Annotated in this window: 18 protein-coding genes; 2 read left to right on the forward strand and 16 right to left on the reverse strand. The window is 36.5% G+C overall.

Annotated elements, in window-relative coordinates:
* From CRI88_RS04885 to CRI88_RS04960, 16 genes are all read right to left on the reverse strand, one after another.
* A complete protein-coding gene (locus CRI88_RS04885; protein ID WP_089934785.1) occupies window positions 1-1,686 on the reverse strand; it encodes a motility associated factor glycosyltransferase family protein in 1,686 nt (561 codons plus the stop codon).
* Between the two features lie 195 nt (window positions 1,687-1,881).
* Window positions 1,882-2,691, reverse strand: coding sequence for a flagellin N-terminal helical domain-containing protein (locus tag CRI88_RS04890; RefSeq protein WP_089934783.1), 810 nt, complete (start codon window positions 2,689-2,691; stop codon window positions 1,882-1,884).
* Window positions 2,692-2,878: 187 nt separating this feature from the next.
* The gene (csrA, locus tag CRI88_RS04895; RefSeq protein WP_089934782.1) at window positions 2,879-3,097 is read right to left on the reverse strand and encodes a carbon storage regulator CsrA; all 219 of its coding nucleotides are present in this window, start codon (window positions 3,095-3,097) and stop codon (window positions 2,879-2,881) included.
* Window positions 3,097-3,540, reverse strand: a complete 444-nt coding sequence (fliW, locus tag CRI88_RS04900) for a flagellar assembly protein FliW (RefSeq protein ID WP_101966443.1) — start codon at window positions 3,538-3,540, stop codon at window positions 3,097-3,099. The genes csrA and fliW overlap by 1 nt, the downstream gene beginning before the upstream one ends.
* Window positions 3,541-3,554: 14 nt before the next feature.
* A complete protein-coding gene (locus CRI88_RS04905; protein WP_089934778.1) occupies window positions 3,555-4,118 on the reverse strand; it encodes a DUF6470 family protein in 564 nt (187 codons plus the stop codon).
* A 60-nt stretch (window positions 4,119-4,178) separates the two neighbouring features.
* Window positions 4,179-5,081 carry a flagellar hook-associated protein FlgL gene (gene flgL / locus CRI88_RS04910; RefSeq protein ID WP_089934776.1) on the reverse strand — a complete coding sequence of 301 codons (903 nt, stop codon included), beginning with the start codon at window positions 5,079-5,081 and terminating at the stop codon, window positions 4,179-4,181.
* A gap of 61 nt (window positions 5,082-5,142) precedes the next feature.
* Window positions 5,143-6,735, reverse strand: coding sequence for a flagellar hook-associated protein FlgK (gene flgK / locus CRI88_RS04915; protein WP_101966444.1), 1,593 nt, complete (start codon window positions 6,733-6,735; stop codon window positions 5,143-5,145).
* Window positions 6,736-6,749: 14 nt separating this feature from the next.
* Window positions 6,750-7,250, reverse strand: coding sequence for a flagellar protein FlgN (locus CRI88_RS04920; protein ID WP_101966445.1), 501 nt, complete (start codon window positions 7,248-7,250; stop codon window positions 6,750-6,752).
* A 27-nt stretch (window positions 7,251-7,277) separates the two neighbouring features.
* A complete protein-coding gene (gene flgM, locus CRI88_RS04925) occupies window positions 7,278-7,538 on the reverse strand; it encodes a flagellar biosynthesis anti-sigma factor FlgM (RefSeq protein ID WP_036121087.1) in 261 nt (86 codons plus the stop codon).
* Between the two features lie 121 nt (window positions 7,539-7,659).
* Window positions 7,660-8,073, reverse strand: a complete 414-nt coding sequence (locus CRI88_RS04930; protein ID WP_036121090.1) for a TIGR03826 family flagellar region protein — start codon at window positions 8,071-8,073, stop codon at window positions 7,660-7,662.
* A gap of 79 nt (window positions 8,074-8,152) precedes the next feature.
* Window positions 8,153-8,743, reverse strand: coding sequence for a ComF family protein (locus CRI88_RS04935; protein WP_036121092.1), 591 nt, complete (start codon window positions 8,741-8,743; stop codon window positions 8,153-8,155).
* On the reverse strand, window positions 8,740-10,107 hold the full coding sequence (locus CRI88_RS04940) for an ATP-dependent helicase ComFA (protein ID WP_101966446.1): 1,368 nt from the start codon (window positions 10,105-10,107) through the stop codon (window positions 8,740-8,742). The genes CRI88_RS04935 and CRI88_RS04940 overlap by 4 nt, the downstream gene beginning before the upstream one ends.
* A gap of 62 nt (window positions 10,108-10,169) precedes the next feature.
* Complete coding sequence (locus CRI88_RS04945) at window positions 10,170-11,012, reverse strand: DegV family protein (RefSeq protein WP_036121098.1); 843 nt, start codon at window positions 11,010-11,012, stop codon at window positions 10,170-10,172.
* 227 nt (window positions 11,013-11,239) lie between these two features.
* Window positions 11,240-11,791 (reverse strand): DUF3225 domain-containing protein, encoded by a 552-nt coding sequence (locus CRI88_RS04950; protein ID WP_036121101.1) that lies wholly within the window; start codon window positions 11,789-11,791, stop codon window positions 11,240-11,242.
* A gap of 294 nt (window positions 11,792-12,085) precedes the next feature.
* Window positions 12,086-12,760, reverse strand: coding sequence for a response regulator transcription factor (locus CRI88_RS04955; RefSeq protein ID WP_036121104.1), 675 nt, complete (start codon window positions 12,758-12,760; stop codon window positions 12,086-12,088).
* Window positions 12,761-12,794: 34 nt separating this feature from the next.
* Entirely contained in the window at window positions 12,795-13,943 is a 1,149-nt protein-coding gene (locus CRI88_RS04960; protein ID WP_036121108.1) for a sensor histidine kinase, read from the reverse strand.
* 165 nt (window positions 13,944-14,108) lie between these two features.
* Here CRI88_RS04960 and CRI88_RS04965 point away from each other — a divergent pair, with 165 nt between their 5' ends.
* Together CRI88_RS04965 and CRI88_RS04970 are read left to right on the forward strand one after the other, a co-directional pair.
* Window positions 14,109-14,744, forward strand: a complete 636-nt coding sequence (locus tag CRI88_RS04965; protein ID WP_036121111.1) for a YigZ family protein — start codon at window positions 14,109-14,111, stop codon at window positions 14,742-14,744.
* Window positions 14,745-14,892: 148 nt separating this feature from the next.
* A complete protein-coding gene (locus CRI88_RS04970; protein ID WP_036121114.1) occupies window positions 14,893-15,948 on the forward strand; it encodes an LCP family protein in 1,056 nt (351 codons plus the stop codon).
* Window positions 15,949-15,992: the final 44 nt, after the last annotated feature.

Genomic DNA, 15,992 nt, shown 5'->3' on the forward strand with positions numbered 1-15,992 from the left:
TTAACAACCCCCGAATTCTTCTAATGCTATTCTTGTATATTTTAAAGATTTTTCTGTTGCCTCTAAAATATTTTCATAAAGATACATATTTTGTTTATGAATTTGTTTAAATTTTTCTACTGTCTCTAAATGTTTATTATCTATAGTCATTCTCATCACATCCATAGTAATCGGGTCAATGATTCTTTCCATAATTACTAGTGGATAATATTCTTTCAATTTAGAATCGATTTTATCTAGTTTTTTTAATGTACTAGCTGAAAATACCGTATTATTTTTTTCTTCTTTTAACAGTTGAATCGCTTCTACTAGTAATTTTTTTATTTTTAAATAGACTTCTATTTCTCGACTCATAAATTGCTTATAATTGACAACGCTATTATCTATTTCATTTTTAAGTTCCAATTTTGAAATATTATTTGTCTGATACATATAGTTTTCACAAAATGTTGCAAAATCTAATTGTGGGATACCGTTAATTTTTACGCCACCTTCGGTACAATTATAAATTTTATGTTGTTTGTGCAACATTATATATAATTTTTCTATACTCTTCCTCATACTGTTAAATTGGTGATTCGTTTTTACAGGTTCGCCGTAGTATCCTTCTACTTCAAAAGTCATGTCTTTCTTGAAAAATTCATCAGTTAACTCACTATAATGATTATTATTTTCTGCATGGGATTTATTGTTCGTATAAGCTAAATCTTGTCCAATAATTGCGATTGGTCCTGTACTAATTTTACTTGCTATTTCTAATGCAGTTATAGCAACTGTACCACCAGTTGATAGCATTGGTAAATCCTTACCTAGCCCTTCTTTAATACGTTTTTGTATACTATCTTCTCCATAAAAACAAAAACTATAGCGGTTTCCTTTAAAATCTCGTTCTATTTTCCATGCATTCCCTAAACCATAAATCAAATCGAAAGCATTATTTTTAATGTTTTTAAAGTGTAAATAATTACTTTCTCCTCCATCCATTGTTACTACATAGTCAGGTGTAATTTCTGCTGCCAGTAGAGAGTTGATGGTAGATCCTGCACTAATTATCAAACATTTATCTTTCAATTTTTTTAACAGTGGTAACTGTTTTGTTAATGAAGGACCTCCCGAAGCTAAAATTACTGGGCAATCATATTTATTGTAAAGTTCCTTTAAACTCTGATCTTTATGAACATAATATAAATTCATAATGTAATTTTCCTGCCATAAATCGCCAAAAAATCTTATTGTATTTTCATTCACAATATCTTCAATTTGTATATGACGAATAAAGTCTAGAAATTCTTTATATTCCTTGTCAAAAATTTTGTCATAATTAGGTGAGAGCAGTATATTGACTTTACGATCAAAATCAGCTATATAATCTTCTGAACGCATATAAAAGTCCTGTAAATCAGAAAAAACGCCTTCAATTTTATCTTTACCCTCAATATTTAAACTACTAAATAAAGGGTCATACACTAAAATATCAGTGTTTCCATACTTTTTTGCAATAGCATTAGCTATGTACCCTAGTCCATAGCCAAACAGTATATTTAAATATCCTTCTTTATAGTTCTTATCTATGTATTTATCAGCTTCTGCTTCAGGATTGTAATTACTATGTAAAAAATACCCATTTACTTTTGCATTTGGCTTATCATTTTTTGTTTGTAAATAAATTATATCTAAATCTTCCATAAAGTCGTCTCCTTGGTTAACCTTGGTGAGGCTCTCTTTTAAAAAAAGGGTTATTAAATCAGATTTGTTTTACAGAAAAGTGTCTTACTTCTTTGATTATATCGGTATAAAAAAGGATTTTTAAATTTTTTATTAAAAAAAGCTTGAACGAAATTTCGTTCAAGCTTTTAATATTTTATGCTAAAAGTTAATCAATTATTGTAATAATTGAAGTACACCTTGTGGTTGTTGGTTAGCTTGAGCTAACATAGATTGAGCAGCTTGCATTAAGATATTGTTCTTAGTGAAGCCCATCATTTCTTTAGCCATATCTGTATCACGGATACGTGATTCAGCAGCTGTTAAGTTTTCAGATGTAGCACCTAAGTTGTTGATTGTGTGCTCTAAACGGTTTTGAACAGCACCTAAATCAGAACGTTGAGAAGAAACTAATTCTAAAGCTTCGTTGAAGTTTTTAATTGCTTTGTCAGCAGCTGTTTGAGAATCAATTTTACCAGTGATTTTTAAACCAGCTGTACCCATTGTTCCGATTTTTAATGTAATAGCTTGGCCATCATTAGCACCGATATGGAATTTCTTGCCAGAGAATGAACCATCTAGTAATTTTTGAGTATTGAACTCTGTGTTTTTAGCGATACGGTCGATTTCTGATTTTAATGCAGTAACTTCTTTGTTAAGTGCTGTACGGTCTGCAGTTACGTTTGTATCGTTTGCAGATTGTACTGCTAATTCACGCATACGTTGTAGGATTGCGTGAGTTTCGTTAAGAGCACCCTCAGCAGTTTGGATTAAAGAGATTGAGTCTTGAGCGTTTTTAGTAGCCATATCAAGACCACGGATTTGTCCGCGCATTTTTTCAGAGATTGCTAAACCAGCAGCGTCATCGCCCGCACGGTTTACTTTGTAACCTGAAGATAGTTTCTCAAGGTTTTTAGAAGCTTGAGTGTTGTTGAAAGTAAGGTTACGGTGTGTGTTTAAAGCTGAAATGTTGTGTTGAATTCTCATTTGGAATTCCTCCTTGAATTTTTAGTGTGTTATTCCACATCCGTGTGGAATTTCGGATTAGGTAGTATGTATGTACTTCCTGCCCCTTACAAACTATATATCGTAATTAGTTGGAAATGTTTAATAGTTTTTTAGAAAGTTTTTTTATTTTTTATGTAATTATTTCAAAATAAACATATATCTCTTATTATTTTTTCTTCAATTGCTCTAAAAAGTTTGATGTTACAGAAAGGGCTTCTTTATTTTCCGCTTGGATTGCTTCAAAAACTTCTGATCGATGTACTTTCACCGTTTTCGGTGCAACAATCCCCAGTTTGATTTGGTCACCCTCAACTGCTAATATTTTTATTTCAACTTGATCGCCTATCATAATTGACTCATCTTTTTTTCGTGAAAGAACTAGCATTATTTCGCACTTCCTTCCAATGGTAGCATTGGATAACGTAATGGAAAGGCTTTATTGTCTTGAAGAACGATTTGCTTACCGCGTTTTTTTTCTATATTTATAATAACAGGTGCCAGCAAGTTAATCGTAGATTCTTGAAATGCTTCTTTTAATGTTACAATAGCATATGGAAGAACATCTTCTTGCTTTTCAATTTGTAATTGCTCACGATCTTCTTCGCTAATATCAAAGCTATAATCTTGTTTGAATGCAAAAGGGTAGGCTACGACAAAACCAATTTCTTTATTCTGAACAGATTGTAATAATGCAAGTGGAAGGTCTGCATCAATCGGTAACAAAACAAATTTTTTCTCCTCCTCTAATCCTAGTAAACCATGCTCAAATGTAAGGATATCTTGTTCACCAATTTCTACTTCTCCTAAAAATTTAGTAGCAATTTTCATTTATAAACTCTCCTTTAAATGATGACATCGATGTCAACATCTGGTCTTTGTATCATTGTACCAGTTACTTTTCCTGGTGTGTATTCATGTATAGGTTTGTTCACTTTAGCGTCAATTACTGGTTCTCTTCGTTGAATATTGACATCCGTTGTACCTGGTGTGTAATTAATTTTGACTGATCCTACGGATGGTACAAATTTGACATTAAATTGTACACGGTGTGGACCATGGTTTTGTTTAGCTATATTTTGAACTATTGCCCGTCCTTGATCTTTTCCAGCGTTCTCCATCATTTGACGTCCCTCTTGTGCTCTGCGTGCCATTCCTTTTATTGCCTCTTGTTTTCCTTTTTCTGCGTAATTTGCACTTGATTCTAAAGGACCAATCATTCCTATGTCTCTTCTTGCCTGTGAGGAGTCAATTTTCAAAACACTTCTCGTTGTATTTATATCTAAAATAGCGGCTGGTTGTTCAATATGCTGTGTCGCCTTTGGCTGTTCAATATGTTGCTGAGGTTTACCAATGTGAAGATCAATTTTGGCATCGATTGTGCGAATTTGTATTTGTGGTAGCCTCACAATACTAGCTCTCCTTTCAAGAAAAGCGTTTGAACAAAGTGTCCAAACGCCTAAATTATATTAACGGATAAAATCCACTAATGTTTGTTGAATGATTTTAGAACCTACTGAAAGTGCAGCCTGATGAATAGATTCATGTGTCACCATTTCAGTAATGGCCTTTGCATAGTCGACAGACTCATTATCCCTGAGTTGTTTTGTGACGTTAACCTCACGTATACCTAGTCGATTTTCCATCATTTCTACACGGTTTTGCCGTGCACCGATATCTGCCTGTGCTTCTAAAACTTTATTATGCATGGCTGTAATATCATCATTTGTAGTAGCTGAGGATACCCCGCCAAGCATGCTAGCAATTTCTTCACCTGTTTTTGTTGGGTCGCCTAATAAATCCGAAATTTTCCCCATCATATCATCTATATTATTAAATAAATCTTTCCCTGGGGTATTTACAGAAAGCTGGATACCATCATAAATTTCTATTTTTACACCTTCTTGATTAGTATTCGGATTTATGACTCCACCAATAAATAAAGGCTCGTTAGTTCTAGTTCCACTAAATATGTAACTGCCACCAATATTCGTATTTCCTACATCCTGTAATTGTTGGCGAATTTGGTCAATTTCTTTTTTTATTTTGTCACGATCCTCTGATGTATTTGAATCAGTGGCAGCTTGAATAACAAGTTCACGAACTCGCTTCATTTGCTCGCCAACCTGATTAAGAGATTCATCTGTCGAATCCAACCAGCTACTTGCCGTAATCGTGTTACGAGTGTATTGCTCTACTTTAGCTAAATCTCGACGATAGCCCATACCCTTTACTGCAATAACTGGATCATCGGATGGACGAGTGATTTTTGAACCTGAGTTTATTTGGTCCTGTAGCTTAGACATTTTACCATAGCTGTTATTTAAATTTCGTAGCATGTTATTTGATAGCATTGATTGTGTTACACGCATTTTGTAAAAAGCCTCCTTCTTGTAGGTTGATAAATTGGTCATTATTTACTTGATTCTATTGTTATAAACCAACTCGGCCCATACCGTTAATAATTTTATCCAATGTTTCATCGACAACCGTAATCATACGTGCATTTGCATTATACGCCTGTTGGAAAGTAATCATATTTGTCATTTCTTCATCTAAAGAAACCGCACTTACAGCATCGCGACTATTAGATACCATCAGAAGTTGGGATTCAGAAGTCGCAGCTATACGTAATGCCTCTTCACCATCTACACCAACTTTTCCGACAATCGCTTGATAGAATGATTGTAAGCTTGCATTATCTATATCTGCATATAATTTATGCTGCATATTGGCAAGTTCATAAGCATTCTTACCATTTCCTTCTTCTGTTGGGTCAGAAGATGCTGCTAAAAGGTTAGGATTTTTTAAGATATCTTCATTAACCTTGATTCCACCAGCACCAGTTCCTTCAAAGAAAACGCCACCTGGTTTCGAAGGATTTATGATGTTTCCATTCGCATCTTTTTCTTCAAGGGTATAACCTTTTGCATGCTGCGCATTGAATTCTTTAATAAATGCATTGGCTAATTGATCTAATTTTTGTAAAGTTTCTGTGTAGTATCCTTTAATATCGCCACCCGCACTTTGATAACCATACGAATTAATTAGTGAAAGTAATTTTCCTTTTGATGCTTCAAAGTCTTGCTGTTTAATTGCCGTTTGTGCACTAGTGACAGCACCCGCTTCATGCGCATCTAAAGATTCCAATCCTGTTAATTGTAGTTCAGAGAAAGAATTTGTAATTTCATCGCCAGTCACCTTCGTGCCGTTTGTACCCATTGCTGTAAATTGAGCGAAATCTTTACCGTTTACTAAATCTCTGATAACACCGTCATTACCTTTAAAAGTAATTTTTAAGCTTCCTTCTGCAACCTCTGATGCTAAACCACCAGAAGGAATACGTTCAATCGATACTGGAATATACTCATTTAGTTTATCAACTAGAGTATCACGCACATCATATAAATCATTTGGTACATGCCCACTAGGTTCAACCTCTTGAATTTGCTTATTAACGGCAGCAATTTGTTTAAGGATAGTATTAATTTGAGTTGTCGAAACATTAAGTTCATTTCCAAGATTACCCTGAATCATTTTTAACTGTTTATCAAGGTAATTTAAAGAATCAGCTAAGTGCTCCGCACGACTAACGGCTACTTTACGTGAAGCACCATCTGCAGGCTTCGTCCCCACATCTTCAAGTCCCTTCCAAAACTGTTCGAAAGCTTTATCTAAACCGAATTCCGAAGGCTCATTCATAACATCTTCCATTTGAGAAATGGCATTTGTTCTAGATTCCCAATAACCTAACTTATTCGTCTCTTGACGATATTGGCGGTCAATAAATTCACTGCGAATACGTTGGATAGACCCCGCTTCAACCCCAGTACCAAGATGTCCTGGATAAGTTGGTTGGTTTAAGCCCGCTGTTGGAAAACCTGGTGTTGCTTGCATGTTTACTCGTTGGCGTGAGTAACCTAATGTGTTGGCATTGGAAATATTATGTCCTGTTGTGTATAAAGCTGTTTGTTGTACGAAGAGGCCGCGTTTACTTGCTTCTAGGCCCATAAATGTTGAGCGCATTTTTCTTCCTCCTTTTAGGCTTGTGAATCGAAATATGATTTTTTAGCTATGCTATTTGTGCCGTGAACCTCGTTGCTAGAGTAGTTCATTTGCTCTGTGCGAGGTCTTACAGCATCTAATGTTAGGTTGACGATTTGTAGTGATTGGAAAACAAGTTTTTGATTTAAGTCATTTTGTTTTCGTAGGTCAGTGATAATTTGCAGTAAACGATCGCGAACTACTGATAAGGTTGCTTTGTCAGCCTGTTGGTCAGCAGCCTCGATGACATCTGCGACAGTCGTTTTGTCAGATGAAGCAAGTCCCTTTGCTTCGAGGTAGTCCGTTACCTGTTTCTGACGCTGTTGCTCGAGCTTATCGATGGCCGCTATGTGTGCCTGCTCATCCTTGAGCAATTGGTCTAGAGCTTCGATATCGCCAGCTTTAATGATTTCTGTTTTTTTCAAGGCTAGTTCAAGTAAACTTTTATGCATTCTTTCTAGCATCGTTAATGTAGAATTAATCGCTTCTACAGACATATCGCTATACACCCTTTCTGCTGTTCCCTAGAAACGATAATATTTCAGCATATCCTCTGCTACTTTGCGAGCATCTACTTTGTATTCACCAGAATCAATGTCTTTTTTCAGCTGTTGTACGCGGTCAGCTCGCTCTGTACTGTATGTTGATACGCTTTTCATATCTTGAGCAGCTTTCGAAATCTCAATTTTATCAGCAAAAGATGCTTTGTTTGTATCTGATTTAACGTTACGTACTTGGTTTTTATAGGCGTTTACTGCATTAATTCCATAAGATGTAATTTTCATTTTGAACCCCCCCATCTAAAAATCTTATCTTCCTATTATTTCGGATTGTCTCACATAATGTTAAGTTTTCACATATAAAAAAGTGTGCTAATTTTGTTTAAAATTAACACACTTCCCGTTATTAGCGTTTTCGCTCTGCGTGATAGGTTACACGATCGCGTTGCTCTACACTGTCGCGGAATTCCTTGGCTGCTTCAAATGTACGTAAGTCTGCCTTTAATTCATCTTGACATTTTGTACAAAGCTTGCCTGTTGTTGTCAGGTGACCACAGTTATCACATGGATAGCCAAGGTTAGGGAACATGGCTGGCTGCAAGCGGCCTTTACGAACCCATTTATACAATAGCTCCTCTTCTGCTCCAGTTGCTTCTACGATACGCTCAACTGTTGCTGCACGGTTCTCACGTTTACGAAGGAAGCGATAAACGATTTGATAAAGCTCTTCCTCCGATTGTGCACACTTATGACATACTTCTCGGACCCCTGTATAATTAAAAAATTCATTACATTTTGGACAATTGCGAACCTCAGCCATCTGCTTTTCCTCCTCTTTCAAGAAATCTTATCTACGAATGCTATACCCATCATCTATTATACATAATACGTTGGAAAATTCATCCTTCAATTAATGTGAAGTATTGGACATTTTTAGCCCCCGCCTGCATTAGCGCATCTGCGGCATGCTGAATGGTTGTTCCTGTAGTTTTAATATCGTCAAAAAGAAGGTAATCTTTATGCTCTACTTGTGAGCCTACCTTTACGCGAAAAAGAGGTGCTACATGTATGCGCTGCTCTCTATTTTTGGAGCTTTGTGTCTCTGTTGTTGTCTTTTCTAATAGCTGAATGTACGGAATAAAAGCTGCCTTTATAAGTTCCTCTGTGTGTGAGAAGGTACGCTCCTGTTGCTTGAGGGGATGCATGGGAATTGGTAGAATCATCGCTTTCTCTTTTCTAAATCGAGCATAAAGCTCCTGTCGAAATACTTTTGCAAGAGCTACATCCTGAAGAAATTTAAACTGATGTAAGTAATCTTTCATCGCGTCATTATACTGATAGAGTGCTGTAGCTGACTGTGAATGTTCAAAGCGAGCAGCACACCTATCACATATAGTCGGTGAAAACTGCTTTGTTAACAGCATTTTCCAGGATATGGTTGATGTCAACGGCTGTGAGCAAATTAAGCAATGCGATTCTATTTTATTCATTGGGGAAATCCTTTTCTATTATATAAAGCAATTTTTGCACATGCCTCATCCATCTCTATTGTGATGCCGTGATGAAAGAACAAGACCTCACCAGCAGGAAATTGTCTATCCCGCCCAACACGACCCGCAATTTGAATAAGAGCGTTGGCTGTAAAAATCAATGACTCTGCTCCGATTACTGCCACCTGTACATTGCTAATTGTAATGCCTCTTTCTAATATAGTTGTAGTTAATAATCCTGGAACTTCTTTATTTCTTAGCTTCAGCACCTTTTCCTTTCGCTCCGAATCTGCTGCATGCACAGCTACTATCTTTTCATCTAGCAACTGAAAAAGGGGTTCTGCTCTATTCATTAAGGCGATTGTTGGAAAGAAGATTAAAAATGGCTGCTTTTGGCTAAGACGTTCCTCTGTCCATTTTTTTAACCTTTTGGGGATCGTACCTCGCTGGAAGCTTTTATCATAGCCCCATAAAGCACGCACTTGAGGAACTGGCAATGGATGATTGTGATAGCGTTTTGAAATAAAGGAGTAGCTTTCTTGCTGAAAGGCATGTAGTAATGATGGTGATGGGGTTGCTGTAACAAATACAATAGGAGCATGTTCTTTTTTAGCCTTTCCTACTGCTCTTTGTAGGGTTTCATCAAATGTATAAGGAAAAGCATCTGCTTCATCGACAATGATAACATCAAAAGCCTTGTCAAATCGGTAAAGCTGATGGGTCGTTGCTATAACCATCTGGGCATAGCCATGTTGTTGTGAGACACCACCGTATAATGCATGAATAATAGTTTCAGGGAATACTTGCTGGAAGCGTGGCGTCAATTCCAACACTACATCTGTGCGTGGTGTTGCAATACAAACACGTAGCCCTCGCTTTAGCGCATCATAAACCGTTGGAAAAAGTAGCTCAGTTTTTCCAGCACCACACACTGCATGAATTAAATGCGAACGCTTTGCTTCCACACTTGCTAAAGTTTCATTTGCAGCCTGTTGTTGGAGTTCCGTGAATTGCCCTGCCCATTTGAATAAATGCTTGTACGTCTTAATGGCTTTAGGGCCAATCCAAACCATCAAATTCGTACAGCTGCTCACCCTCCCCATTTTGATACAGTGCCGACAATATAAACATTGTTGCTGGCATTTTGAACAATCAAATAGAGTGAATAATTGCGGGTTTGTATTGTGGCAGCGATTGCAACGAATAACTGGCTTCATTTGAATTCCTTCTATTAAATTAAAATATTTTCGCTCGATTGCCTTATCAATATGTGCTGATGAATATGGAGAATGGTTTTTTAACCAAATGCGACCTTCATGGAAATCACGTAATGCCGGTGGTAACAGCCAACCTTTATATTTCATAATTTCTCTCCCTCCATAGAAAAAAGCCTCTACTTTGCTGTAGAGACCTTCTCATAGAAATTTTATTTTTTTGTCCAGCCTAAGCCCATCGATCCTTCACCTAAATGTGTGCCGATGACAGGGCCGAAATAGCTTAATTTAAAACTTACGTTCGGGTACGCTTCTGCTAATTGCTCTAGCCATTCCTGTGCCTCTGCTTGGCAATTGCCATGTATGACAACAGCGTCCACAGCTTCATACTTTCTCGCATCCTCTGCTAGCAATTCCTCCGCACGTTTTAATGCTTTTTTACGTGTTCGGATTTTTTCAAAAGGCACAATCACCTTGTCTACAAAATGTAGAACAGGCTTTACTTGTAATAAACCGCCGATCAAGGCTGCCGCAGAAGACAAACGCCCACCACGTTGTAAATGAGCTAAGTCGTCTACAATGAAGTAAGCACGGATATACTGCTGCATGTCCGCTAATGCCGCCAGTATGTCTTGCGCTGAATGGCCCTCTTTCGCCATTTCAGCAGCTTTTAAAACATAAAAGCCCTGAACCGCACAGGAAATTTCACTGTCAAAGGCATGCACTTTTATGCCTTCTACCATTTCACCTGCCTGTACTGCCCCTTGATATGTTCCACTAATACCACTTGATAAATGGATCGAAATAACCTCGTCATAATCCTTCGCTAGCTCGTCAAAGAGAGCAACAAATTCTCCGATTGGAGGCTGTGTTGTTTTTGGGAATTCTTTTGCTCCACGCACCTTATCGTAAAACTCAGATGCTGTGATGTCTACTTCTTCTGCAAATAGTTCACCTGAGATATTAACACTTAAAGGTATCATGTGAATGTTTAAGCGTGCACGTTCCTCAGCTGAAAGATATGCAGTACTATCTGTTACGATTGCCGTCCTCATCCATGTCCACTCTCCTATGATTCTTAGTTTACAATCTATTTCTTCTTGGTGCAATTGTTGTTGTTTGTTCGCTGTCGCACAGGATACGGAATGAAAACAAAAAGAAATGAATGTAAAATGAATGACGAACGTGAGATTCACGTTTTCGTTATTCATTTCGCATTCATTTTCTATGTATAGTAGGCGTATCTTCACTCAATTCTTATATTGAATGAAGATAGCTCCTGTTAGTTGCCTGTACTAGACTGTGAGTCATCACCAATATAAAAGACACTTGTAACCTTCCAATCATCGTCTTCCTTCACAAAGACTGTTACTTGACGTCCTGCACTTTCGTGTTCAACATTTGTCTCAATCTGAAGAGAGTGCATTTTCATGTTGGCAAATACCTGAGCCTCTTCTGGTTCATATTTAGCAATCGTTACGTTTTCTACATCACGCTTAATATCAAATTGATCGAATACTTCTGTTGCATATGTTTTTTCTTCATCGTATTTAAAACCCTTTGGATTTTTCGAGATTGTCTTCATATAACGCTCGATTTCTTCAGCATTTAATGCAGCAATATACTCATCGAAAGATGCTAAAATTGCCTTTTCATCTGCTGCTGGCACATTTTCAGCTTTTTCCACGTTACCACCCATCATCTCAAAGCCTACTGTACCATCTTCTATTACTTTTTCTCGATCCTCGTCACTCATCTTCTCTTCTTTATTACCACATGCAGTTAAAGTTAATACGAATAAGATTAACACTGCTAGAAAACTTTTCTTTAACATCAAAAAACCTCCCGCGCATATTGTAGCATATAAATGCTGTAGTAGGAATTTTGTTGTGCTTTTTCAACATTTAGGTGCTACATCTTTCTTATGACGCATTTGCTTGTAAAATGTTGCACGTTCTGTTAGTTTTCATGTTTATACGTATAAACAGTCCCGTTTAGCAATGTTACAAAATTGTGAATAGCCTCTTCATGATTTCGTAAACCTTTATAAATAATTACCAAAAAACAATAAAAAACTGTTTTAAAAACTACTTCAATAGAAAGTAGCCTTTAAAAACAGTTTTAGCACTTATCGTACTTCCACCCAACCATTTTTAATGGCTGTTACAACAGCTTGTGTACGGTCATTAACATTCATTTTTTGTAGAATACTTGAAACGTGGTTTTTAACCGTTTTTTCAGAGATAAACAATGTCTCACCAATTGTACGGTTTGATTGACCATCTGTTAATAGCTGTAATACTTCACATTCACGTTTAGTTAATAAATGGAATGGACGACGAATTTCTGTTTGGTGGAAGTTCCCTTTATTTTCGTGTTCAGACAGGCGTTTGAACTCAGCTACTAGGTTTTTTGTTACTTTTGGATGTAAATAAGATCCACCATTAGCAACGACTTTGATCGCTTCAACGATTTCATCGGCATCCATCTCTTTTAACATATAGCCAAGAGCACCTGATTTTAATGCATGTGTCACATATGTTTCATCATCATGGATCGACAGCATAATCACTTTCGCATCAGGAAAATCATTGATTAACTCTGACGTTGCTTCTACTCCATTTTTACCTGGCATGTTAATATCCATTAATACAACATCTGGTTCGTTTTCAGCATATAACGTAACCACGTCAGTACCATCATCACCTTCAGCTACTACATCAAACGTATCTTCAAAATCTAAAATGCGTTTTACTCCTTCGCGGAATAGCTGGTGATCGTCTACAATTATAATCTTTGTCATTTGTCTTTACCCCCTAAATTTCTGCAACATTGCATCACTCTACTTCTAACGGTATTTTAAATAAAACCGTTGTCCCTCGATTGATTTCACTAGTAATCGTGATTGTACCATTTAAAATTTCGATACGTTCTTTCATTCCTAAAATCCCAAAGGAATGGTCTTTCACTACTTGTGGATCAAAGCCAATGCCATCATCTTTCACAACGATATTGACAGCTTCTTTTAACCACTCAAGCTTTACCCAAATGTCTTTACATTTTCCATGCTTCATGGCATTTGTTACGCATTCCTGCACTAATCGGAAAATGGATACCTCATAATTTGAAGGTATACGTTTTTCTGTACTTCTCGATTGGAAATGAACTTCAACACCTGGATTATATTCAGTTACTGTCGATAAATACTTCTTTAATGTCGGAACAATTCCCAAATCATCAAGTGCCATTGGTCGTAGATCATAAATAATACGTCGCACCTCAGATAAAGCATTTCGCACCGTTTTCTTTAAATCAGCAATTTCAGCCAATGCATTTTCAATACCCTTTTCACGATACGTTCTATCTATTAAATCAGTGCGCATTAGTACATTTGCAAGCATTTGAGCAGGTCCATCATGAATCTCTCTTGATAAACGCTTACGCTCTTCTTCTTGAGCTGCAATAATACGTATCCCAAAATCTTGCTTCATTTTTGCTTGTTCAAGCGCTAAACCAACATTTTTTAAATCTGAAGTTAAGTAATTCAAAATGACATTTACCTGATTGACAATATGATCAGCACGTTCAATCGTATCGAGTAATCCTCTTAATCTTCTCTCTAGATCATCTCTTTTATCGCGTAGCTGTTTTTCTTGCGTTCTAATAACGGAGAGCTTTACCTGGAAATCATGTGCAGTTTCATATGCTTCTCTAACTTGTTCTTCGGTATAATTATCAAAAGCTTTACTTACTAATACAAGTCTTTGCTTAGCAAGCTGCGTACTTTTTTCCAGAGCATCGCCTTCATCAATTACAATTGATATTTGTTTTCGAACAATTTCCAGCTCTTTTTGCATATCTTCAAAGCTTCTTCGGCTTTGTTCACTTATAATAAAGATGTCATCCTTTGAGCTCATGATTGTATCTAACATTCGATTGAAAATGTCATCAAGCGACTTTAAATCGAAGGTATCATTTGAAAACATAGTATACTCCCCAGTCTAATGTCTTATGATTACTCACTATTTTAATAGACCAATTTCATATATTCCATAGTCTACACCCATTATAGCATTACCATGCTAAAATTTAATGCTTTTTCTACACGAAAATTATAGAATAGAACTCTAATTAAAAGGAGATTGATACGGATGAGAGAAAACTATTTAACAGTAAAAGGATATGGTGAAAGCGAAATTGTTATTTCCAAATCCCGCTTTCTCACTTATATAGAACGTGCAGAAACGGAAGAGGATGCAATTTCCTTTATAGATCGTATAAAAAAAATGCATCATAATGCAACACATAACTGCTCAGCCTATATTATTGGTGAGCATGATCATATTCAAAAAGCGAATGATGACGGGGAACCTAGTGGTACGGCTGGCGTCCCTATGTTAGAGGTCTTAAAAAAACAAGGCTTAAAAGATACGGTCGTCGTAGTTACTCGCTATTTTGGAGGTATTAAGCTCGGTGGTGGTGGTCTCATTCGTGCTTACGGGAAAGCGACAACAGAGGGTCTCATTGCTGCACAAGTAGTTGAACGTAAACTTCATCATTTCATGAAGGTAGCCATTGATTACACATGGCTAGGGAAAGTCGAAAATGAAATAAGAGGTTCATCTTACTCTTTAGAGGAAATACGGTATTTAGAGGGTGTCGAAATCATTACTTCTGTGTTAAAAGAGGAAGAAGAGCAGTTCCGAAATTGGATTACAGAAATCACAAATGGACAAGCTTCCATTACATTCGAAGATGCTCAATTTATAGAATTTATTGTCAAATAAATAGTTTTAATTGTCGAAACTAAATATGCATAGTATAATTTTTTTGTTAGGCTATTTTTATTGACCATTCGTTTGCTTTATTGTAATTGAATAAAATTTAGCTTTATCGCATTATTATTCCCAATAATTAGAGGAGAATATATCTAATATGAAAAAAAGATCTGTTAAACCGTACAAAAAAAGATCTTCTAAAGCTTCCTTAATTATAAAAGTTACACTACTATTAGTTGCCAGCTTGGTGATTTGTGTAACGGCTTATGGTGTTTACCTTACAAAACAGGTAGAGCATGCTGCAAACTCAGCATACGAGGAATTAGAAGGTCGACAGGTTTCTACTCAGCGAGAAGAAAAAGTAGAGCCAGTACATGATAATGTATCTATTTTATTTGTCGGGGTTGATGATAGTGATAATCGTGGACAGGGTTCTGAAAACTCACGTTCCGATGCACTTATTTTAGCTACGTTAAATAACAAAACACATACAATTAAAATGTTAAGTATTCCTCGTGATTCTTACGTTTATATTCCTAAGGTCGGTTATAAAGATAAAATTACTCATGCTCATGCAATGGGTGGAACACTTACTACTATCGAAACAGTAGAACAACTATTTGACATTCCAATCGACTATTATGTGCGTATGAACTTCAATGCCTTCATTGACGTTGTCGATGCACTCGGTGGTATTGAAGCAGAGGTACCTTATGCTTTACACGAATTAGATGAATTTGATAAATTCACAATCAATTTACAGCCAGGCTTACAGCATTTAAACGGTAGTGAGGCTCTTGCCCTTGCAAGAACACGTAAGCAAGATAGTGATATTGAGCGTGGTAAACGTCAACAAGAAATTCTTTCAGCTATTATCAAAAAAGTTGCTTCTGTTGGTTCCATCACAAAGTATGATGATGTCATTAAAGCCCTTGGTGATAACATGAAAACAGATATGACATTCACTGAAATGAAATCCTTCATATCTTACTTATCAAAAGGTGCTCCACGTATCGACTCTTTAACATTGGATGGTACAGATGACATGTCTACTGGTATTTATTATTATCAGTTAAATCAGGATTCTGTAGATGAAGTGAAGGAAATCTTCAATAACCATCTTGGACGAAATGAAAGTTCATCAAGCCTAACAAGTGGCAATACTTCAGGAACAGACAGTGCTGCAAGCGATGATAATTCAGCCGTTGAATAACCAGTAATGACTTTCCAAAGCCCTTAGACAAGCCATCTTGTCTA

The sequence above is a fragment of the Lysinibacillus fusiformis genome (genome assembly GCF_002845985.1).
Lineage (GTDB): Bacteria > Bacillota > Bacilli > Bacillales_A > Planococcaceae > Lysinibacillus > Lysinibacillus fusiformis_D.

Coding starts and splice junctions, on each gene's coding strand:
- CRI88_RS04885 (WP_089934785.1), bottom strand. CDS start 1,686: ATGGAAGATTTAGATATAATTTATTTACAAACAAAAAATGATAAGCCA.
- CRI88_RS04890 (WP_089934783.1), bottom strand. CDS start 2,691: ATGAGAATTCAACACAACATTTCAGCTTTAAACACACACCGTAACCTT.
- CRI88_RS04940 (WP_101966446.1), bottom strand. CDS start 10,107: ATGAAATATAAAGGTTGGCTGTTACCACCGGCATTACGTGATTTCCAT.
- flgK (WP_101966444.1), bottom strand. CDS start 6,735: ATGCGCTCAACATTTATGGGCCTAGAAGCAAGTAAACGCGGCCTCTTC.
- CRI88_RS04965 (WP_036121111.1), top strand. CDS start 14,109: ATGAGAGAAAACTATTTAACAGTAAAAGGATATGGTGAAAGCGAAATT.
- flgL (WP_089934776.1), bottom strand. CDS start 5,081: ATGCGTGTAACACAATCAATGCTATCAAATAACATGCTACGAAATTTA.
- flgM (WP_036121087.1), bottom strand. CDS start 7,538: ATGAAAATTACATCTTATGGAATTAATGCAGTAAACGCCTATAAAAAC.
- CRI88_RS04930 (WP_036121090.1), bottom strand. CDS start 8,073: ATGGCTGAGGTTCGCAATTGTCCAAAATGTAATGAATTTTTTAATTAT.
- CRI88_RS04920 (WP_101966445.1), bottom strand. CDS start 7,250: ATGTCTGTAGAAGCGATTAATTCTACATTAACGATGCTAGAAAGAATG.
- CRI88_RS04950 (WP_036121101.1), bottom strand. CDS start 11,791: ATGTTAAAGAAAAGTTTTCTAGCAGTGTTAATCTTATTCGTATTAACT.
- CRI88_RS04935 (WP_036121092.1), bottom strand. CDS start 8,743: ATGAATAAAATAGAATCGCATTGCTTAATTTGCTCACAGCCGTTGACA.
- fliW (WP_101966443.1), bottom strand. CDS start 3,540: ATGAAAATTGCTACTAAATTTTTAGGAGAAGTAGAAATTGGTGAACAA.
- csrA (WP_089934782.1), bottom strand. CDS start 3,097: ATGCTAGTTCTTTCACGAAAAAAAGATGAGTCAATTATGATAGGCGAT.
- CRI88_RS04970 (WP_036121114.1), top strand. CDS start 14,893: ATGAAAAAAAGATCTGTTAAACCGTACAAAAAAAGATCTTCTAAAGCT.
- CRI88_RS04960 (WP_036121108.1), bottom strand. CDS start 13,943: ATGTTTTCAAATGATACCTTCGATTTAAAGTCGCTTGATGACATTTTC.
- CRI88_RS04955 (WP_036121104.1), bottom strand. CDS start 12,760: ATGACAAAGATTATAATTGTAGACGATCACCAGCTATTCCGCGAAGGA.
- CRI88_RS04945 (WP_036121098.1), bottom strand. CDS start 11,012: ATGAGGACGGCAATCGTAACAGATAGTACTGCATATCTTTCAGCTGAG.